This window comes from Vibrio sp. V01_P9A10T6 (genome assembly GCF_963877065.1).
In the GTDB taxonomy this organism is placed as follows: Bacteria; Pseudomonadota; Gammaproteobacteria; order Enterobacterales; family Vibrionaceae; genus Vibrio; species Vibrio anguillarum.
Genome location: NZ_CAWNTB010000070.1, coordinates 1 through 5648, shown reverse-complemented (window position 1 = coordinate 5648; position 5648 = coordinate 1). Strand labels below are relative to the sequence as shown.

5 protein-coding genes are annotated in these 5648 nt (G+C 44.6%); 2 read left to right on the top strand and 3 right to left on the bottom strand.

The features are described from left to right. The first annotated feature begins 71 nt into the window (after positions 1 to 71). A complete protein-coding gene (locus AACQ21_RS04090; RefSeq protein ID WP_010319035.1) occupies positions 72 to 254 on the top strand; it encodes a hypothetical protein in 183 nt (60 codons plus the stop codon). A gap of 329 nt (positions 255 to 583) precedes the next feature. Continuing rightward, positions 584 to 982 carry a hypothetical protein gene (locus AACQ21_RS04085; protein ID WP_017045220.1) on the top strand — a complete coding sequence of 133 codons (399 nt, stop codon included), beginning with the start codon at positions 584 to 586 and terminating at the stop codon, positions 980 to 982. Positions 983 to 1103: 121 nt separating this feature from the next. On the opposite strand, the gene fabV is transcribed toward AACQ21_RS04085, so the two are convergent. The 3 genes from fabV to AACQ21_RS04070 all read right to left on the bottom strand — a co-directional run bounded on the left by fabV (position 1104) and on the right by AACQ21_RS04070 (position 5448). Then, positions 1104 to 2306: an enoyl-ACP reductase FabV gene (gene fabV / locus AACQ21_RS04080; protein WP_026028134.1), complete on the bottom strand. Its 1203-nt coding sequence runs from the start codon at positions 2304 to 2306 to the stop codon at positions 1104 to 1106. Positions 2307 to 2483: 177 nt separating this feature from the next. Beyond that, the gene (locus tag AACQ21_RS04075; RefSeq protein WP_105976886.1) at positions 2484 to 4766 is read right to left on the bottom strand and encodes an acyl-CoA dehydrogenase; all 2283 of its coding nucleotides are present in this window, start codon (positions 4764 to 4766) and stop codon (positions 2484 to 2486) included. A gap of 55 nt (positions 4767 to 4821) precedes the next feature. Next, positions 4822 to 5448 carry a TetR/AcrR family transcriptional regulator gene (locus tag AACQ21_RS04070; protein ID WP_038220157.1) on the bottom strand — a complete coding sequence of 209 codons (627 nt, stop codon included), beginning with the start codon at positions 5446 to 5448 and terminating at the stop codon, positions 4822 to 4824. Positions 5449 to 5648 lie beyond the last annotated feature (200 nt).

The window sequence follows — 5648 nt, the reverse complement described above, 5'->3', positions numbered from 1 at the left end:
ACTTAATTCTCTTTTATATGGGATAATGCGCCGCGAAAATTACACCTAAATCTTCTAGGTGGGGAGAAAACATGTTTACGATTGAAGGTATTTGCGATTGGTGTAAACAACCAAAGCTATTAATAAAACACGAATATATTGATGGGAAATCGCACCACTCATGTGAAAGTTGCAATGAGTTTGCGCGCATGGATGTCAGGCAGTTTAATATTGCAGAGCAAGCATTTCGAGATCGACAGTCACTGTCACATTAGGCATCAATAGCTATACATGAAAAAGCGCCAACACGGCGCTTTTTTACTGCCTATTTTTAAAGCACACCCATTTCAGCGACTATGATAACTTATCTAATTAGTGACGAGACACTGTTACTAGGATACTTACATTGATCACAAAACAGACAACGGCGCTTTATCTTTGAACAATTTAATTGCTTGCTAAAAATAGTTATTAATCAATAAATTAAAACAAAATCTAACGAATTCAAGCTTGGTTATGCTGATAAATTCAGCAAAAAAAACTTGATCAGTATCTACAACTCAAATACTGTACACACATACAGCATGTATGAAAGGACAGTGTTATGCTTCAAGTAAATTTCGCTTCTCAACTATCAGCTCAGTACCCTTTAGCTAATGCCCATCGCTCAGTCAATACGATTGAACAAGCCATGATGTCAAAGCTTGCTAAGCTATCCCAGCACCAACAGCAGTGGATCTTATTCACCTCTGAATGTCCTCGACCACAGTATGAACAGTTTGCTTCTTTCAATATACATTGCGACAGAGTGATCCACATGAAACCCTCTCAAACGTTATCGGAATTAGAGATTGTGATTAAAGCTATCCGCTCCGGAAATGCCAGTGCGATAATCGCGTCAAATACTATTGAGCCTATCAACCAACACCTACTCAAGCAATTAGCGGCCGAGCACCACTGTGATGTATTTTTTGTTGCAGGGAAACAGCAACCGTTTCATTGATCGAGAAAATGCTGTTAAGGGTGAATAATGCTGTATTACCCTCCATAACGGCAAAGGCCTAGCACTGTGGCTAGACCTTTGAGATTAGAACATCTTATTGTGTCACTGTGACACCAATGGATTAGATATCAATTACATCGAATGCCACTTCAGTATCGACATCGGCTTCGTAATCAACGCCATCAACACCAAAACCGAATAACTTCAAGAATTCTTCTTTGTATTCAACGTAATCCGTCAGCTCTTTTAGGTTTTCAGTAGTGATCTGTGGCCAAAGCTCACGGCAATGCTTTTGAATATCTTCACGCAGTTCCCAGTCATCCAGACGCAGACGATTTTGCTCATCCACTTCTGGCGCACTACCGTCTTCTTTATAAAGACGTTGGCTAAACATGCGATAGATCTGTTCAATACATCCTTCATGTACACCTTGCTCACGCATTTTCTTAAACACCATTGCGATGTAAAGAGGCATAACAGGAATAGCTGAACTGGCTTGAGTAACAACCGATTTAAGAACGGCCACATTAGCCGTACCGCCTAATACAGAAAGCTGTTCATTCAGTGCCGATGCGGCGCGGTCTAAATCCATCTTCGCTTTACCTAGCGCACCATCCCAATAGATTGGCCAAGTTAGCTCAGTACCGATATAGCTATAAGCCACGGTTTTACACCCTTGAGCCAATACGCCAGCTTCAGCAAGTGCGTGGATCCACAGCTCCCAATCTTGACCACCCATAACCGTTACCGTGTCTGCAATTTCCTGCTCAGTTGCAGGTTCAACACTGGCTTCAATGATGATGTCTTTATTGGTATCAACCGCTGTCGCGGTGTATGTTTGGCCAATCGGTTTCAATGATGAGCGAATCAGTTCGCCAGTTTCAGGTAACTTACGCACTGGTGAAGCAAGCGAGTAAACCACCATATCAATTTGACCTAAGTCTTGTTTGATTAGCTCGATCGCTTTCTGTTTTGCTTGGTGAGAAAATGCATCACCATTTAGGCTTTTAGCATACAAACCCGCCTCGTGAGCAAGCTTGTCAAACGCGGCTGCGTTATAAAAACCGGCGGTGCCTGGTTTTTTGTCCGTGCCCGGTTTTTCAAAGAAAACACCGATGGTCGCAGCACCTCCACCAAAAGCGGCGGTAATACGAGACGAAAGGCCGTAGCCACTGGATGAGCCTACAACAAGTACACGTTTCGGTGCATTTTTGATAGGGCCTTGTGCTTTGGTGTAAGCAATTTGTTCTTTTACATTAGCTTCACAACCCACAGGGTGCGTTGTCGTACAGATAAATCCACGAATTTTAGGTTTGATGATCATATTCAACTTCCTTCAAAAATCTCCGCTAGGATAAAAGTTTCGCTCGAAGATCTCACCCTATTTCTTTAAAAACAGGCAGAAATTGCAAGTGGTTGGATCTCTCGTTGCTCAAAAAATCAGGGCACCCGACTAGGATGCCCTGATATATGGTCACACTTTTAGTGACGATATTCGCGACTAGGCGACATGATTAAGCTTTGGCTTTCCCGGCTTATTAGTCATCACCTCGCTCAAGTCATGGCTAAAGTGATCAACTTGAATCGCTTTATAACGCAGTTTGTCTGCGGCCAAAATTTGGTCTACTTCAGTTTGAGTCAACACATTTTCGCTTAAGGCTTGAGCTAATCGCTCAGTAAGGACACCTTTACGCGCAATTTTACCCTCTTTGGCTGCGCGGAACAGCTTGCGCTCAAGTGCACTGATACCGTACATCGCCAAAAATGCTTTTTCCATCAAGCCAACGCTATCGTCTTCCTCTGGCCCAATGTAGCAAAGATGAGTGAGACGATCTCGATGTGCTCCAGGAGTCATTAAGCTTTCCGCCAGTTTGACCGACAGCTCATCGCTAGGTTTGTCATAATGGTTGCCCAAAGGGAAGACCAATACTTTAAGTAAGCGCCCAACCACTTTGTTGGGGAAGTTGCTGTACGCCTCTTGCAAAGATTTAGCCGCGTGGTACAAACAATATTGCACCGCGTAGTGCACGTAATCTAAATCGGTTTGTTGGCGGCCTTCATCTTCATACTTTTTCAAGGTCGCTGAAGCCATGTACAGATAACTCAAACCATCACCTAAACGCGCTGAGATCATCTCTTTACGTTTAAGATCGCCACCTAACGTCAACATAGCGAAATCGGCACTCACGGCAAGTGCTCGGCTAATGCGCGTCAACTGTTGGTAATACGCTTTTGTTGGGCCGCTCATCTGCGCTTTGACAAAGCGCGAACCCGTTAATGCAGCACCGAGTGCCCCAAAGGTATTTTTGGTCGCGTGGCTAATGTGCTTAAACAACAGCTTATCGAAATCTTTCGCGCCTTGCTCTGTATCAGGATTAGCCGCCGCTTCCATCTCTTTCAAAACATAAGGGTGACAGCGAGTGGCACCTTGGCCAAAGATCATCAAATTGCGAGTTAGGATATTGGCCCCTTCAACCGTAATTGCGACCGGGATACCGAGATAATGTGTTCCGAGGTAGTTCATTGGTCCATCTTGAATCGCTCGACCAGAGTGAATATCCATCGAATCATTTAAAATTGTACGCGCAATTTCTGTCATATGATATTTGGCAATGGCAGTCACTATGCCCGGCTTTTCTTTCAAATCTAGCGAGGTTGTGGTTAAGGTTCGTGTCGCTTCAAGCAAATAAGTTAAGCCACCGATACGGCCCAATGCTTCAGCTACCCCTTCAAATTTACCAATCGACATGCCAAATTGCTTGCGCACATAAGCGTATGCACCTGTCGTGCGCGAAGTTAAGTGACCAATCGCCGTACCAAGTGCGGGCAATGAAATACCACGCCCTGCCGACAAACATTCCACCAGCATGCGCCAGCCTTTACCCGCATAGTCAGCACCACCGATGAGCCAATCCATCGGGATGAAAACATCTTGACCACGCGTTGGGCCATTCATAAACGCAAGGCCGAGTGGATCGTGTCGCTCGCCAATTTCCACGCCTTTGTGATTAGCAGGGATCAACGCGCAGGTAATACCGATATCGAGCTTATCGCCTAGAAGTTTTTCAGGATCACTGAGTTTGAAAGCTAGGCCTAGCACAGTTGCAACCGGAGCCAGCGTGATATAACGCTTATTCCAACTGAGTTTAATCCCAAGGACTTCTTTGCCCTCGTGCTTGCCGTAACACACTACGCCTTGATCAGGAATGCCGCCAGCATCGGAGCCTGCTTCTGGCCCGGTCAGCGCAAAACAAGGGATATCCGTACCGTCAGCTAAGCGAGGAAGCCAGTAGTCTTTCTGTTGTTGTGTACCGTAGTGAGAGAGAAGCTCTCCCGGACCAAGCGAGTTTGGCACCATCACTGTAACAGCGGTACTGATACTGCGCGTCGCAATCCGTGACACTATGGTGGAGTTGGCGAGTGCGGAAAATTCACGACCACCGTAGGCCTTTGAAATAATCAAAGAGAAAAAACGCTCTTTACGCAGAAACGTCCACACTTCCGCTGGCAAGTCGCGATCTTCTTTCACGATTTTATGGTCATCTAACATGGACAGCAGCGTTTCCAACTCATTATCAATGAAAGATTGCTCTTCATCTGACAAGGTTGGTTTTGGGTAATGATGCAGCTTGGTAAAGTCTGGACGACCTGAAAACAGTTCACCATCCCACCAAACGCTGCCCGCTTCCATCGCCTCTTTTTCTGTCTCCGATAACGGAGGCAAAACTTGCTTAAACAGTTTAAAGGCGGGGTCGCTTATCCATTTTCTTCGTAGAGAGCTCATGATCAGATCCTTTTGTTCGCTTGGATTGTTACTTCTTATAATAGATTTAATTGGGTTAATCAGCCGCAACGCCGGCGGCTAAATAAGGAATAAGTAAGTCGACGACGGTTTTGGCATCCACTTGGTTGCCAAAATCACTTTCGGCAATCTCAGCCAATGCTTGGCTCGACGCCATGGTAAAAACACACGTGCCTAACGTGAAGTGCAAACGCCAGAATAGAGTTTCAGGCGTCAGTTTTGGGTTCGCCTTCATCACTGACTGAGTAAACAGTGACAATACATCGCTGTAGCGTGTGGTGATAAACCAACGCAAATGACCTTGCACATCGGTATAGCCGCGACCAATCAACAACATAAAACGGCTGGTACCGTTGGGCCTAACATCATTCAACGCACGTAATGGTGTACGCAATGACTCAAACACTTCCGACATTTGATATTCATCTTGGGAGTTTAACTCCTGCAGCGCTTGTTGAACGGCTGGCATAAATGCTTCTAAATAACGATTCAACACTGCACGCACTAACGTTTTCTTATCACCAAAATGGTAGTTAACCGAGGCTAGATTTACTCCAGCTTTGCTGGTGATAGCTCGTAACGATGTATCGTTGAAGCCATGTTCAGCAAACAATCCCTCTGCAACATCTAGGATTTTTTCTTTGGTACTACTTCTTGGTGCCATTTCAATCACTCGTATCAAACAGGTGTTTGAAATATACTATCGACACAATTGATTAACAAGCAATTAACATCACATTTTTACGAAATGATCGGAGCTGAAGAGTAAAATAGAAGTAAGCTAATGAAAGATAAATATTTTAAAAATAAATTGAAAAAAATGGCTTTAAGATGGAACTGATTGTGAAATGCTCAGTCTCAATA

What these genes read in the sequence shown, in the direction of transcription:
- AACQ21_RS04085 (WP_017045220.1), top strand. Translation starts at nt 584, where the DNA reads ATGCTTCAAGTAAATTTCGCTTCTCAACTATCAGCTCAGTACCCTTTA.
- fabV (WP_026028134.1), bottom strand. Translation starts at nt 2,306, where the DNA reads ATGATCATCAAACCTAAAATTCGTGGATTTATCTGTACGACAACGCAC.
- AACQ21_RS04090 (WP_010319035.1), top strand. Translation starts at nt 72, where the DNA reads ATGTTTACGATTGAAGGTATTTGCGATTGGTGTAAACAACCAAAGCTA.
- AACQ21_RS04070 (WP_038220157.1), bottom strand. Translation starts at nt 5,448, where the DNA reads ATGGCACCAAGAAGTAGTACCAAAGAAAAAATCCTAGATGTTGCAGAG.
- AACQ21_RS04075 (WP_105976886.1), bottom strand. Translation starts at nt 4,766, where the DNA reads ATGAGCTCTCTACGAAGAAAATGGATAAGCGACCCCGCCTTTAAACTG.